The 814-nt window shown below is 39.3% G+C and carries 1 protein-coding gene; it reads left to right on the top strand.

The window, feature by feature from the left end; genetic code table 11:
• The first annotated feature begins 58 nt into the window (after positions 1 to 58).
• The gene (locus ACTNBR_RS16460) at positions 59 to 433 is read left to right on the top strand and encodes a TnpV protein (protein ID WP_001129922.1); all 375 of its coding nucleotides are present in this window, start codon (positions 59 to 61) and stop codon (positions 431 to 433) included.
• Positions 434 to 814 lie beyond the last annotated feature (381 nt).

Genomic DNA, 814 nt, shown 5'->3' with positions numbered 1-814 from the left:
GATGTAGGACGGATTTTGCGGACATTCAAAATAAAAAAGAATGTGGAGGTAACAGACAATGGCAAAATCATTATTTGAGGAACTGGGCGGCAAATACGAAAGGCAAGGGGATTATTTGATACCGTGCTTAACTGTACCCGCCGAAGAAGAACAGGCAATAGGCATCTGGGGGCAACGGCATTTAGATTATCTAAAACAGTACCGTAAAGTTACATACACCAATCTTCTTACAAGCGGCAGGCTAAACGCCTACCTTGCCGACATCAACAGACAGGCACAGGAACGCTTTGAAAGGCTCATAGAGGGTATGAAACAGGCACAGGGCATAACGGAACAGCTAAAGGCAGAAAACGCCTTAGAATGGACAGGATGCCTCAATAACATAAGGGCTTGTGCGAGGGAGATTGTGGAAAAGGAAATTATTTTTGCATAAACAGATGATTAGTGGCAGGGGGAAATCCTGCCGCTTTTTCTGCTTTAGTTTGTCAGCTTGACAAATAAAGGGTTAAGGAATATAATTAGATTCAGTATTATACAAGGAGTTAATAAATATGCGGCAAGGTATTCTTAAATAAACTGTCAATTTGATAGTGGGAACAAAAAGTAGCAGTCCCGTTTCACTTTTAATATGGGGCTTAGTTTTTTGTACCCAGTTTAAGAATACTTTTATCATGTAATTTTATATGCCCGAAAACATATAAGTGTTTTGGGGCTATTGGAGTTATTTACCCAGTGATAGGAGTATTTATCACTGGGTATTTTTATGCCCTTTTTTGGGTGTTGATAGGAGGAAAATCACATGAAAATAATTAAC

It is taken from the genome of Bariatricus sp. HCP28S3_F11, assembly GCF_052065395.1.
Classification (GTDB): domain Bacteria; phylum Bacillota; class Clostridia; order Lachnospirales; family Lachnospiraceae; genus Allocoprococcus.
Note: the sequence above shows the minus strand (reverse complement) of the source record. Positions and strands in the feature narration are given on the sequence as shown.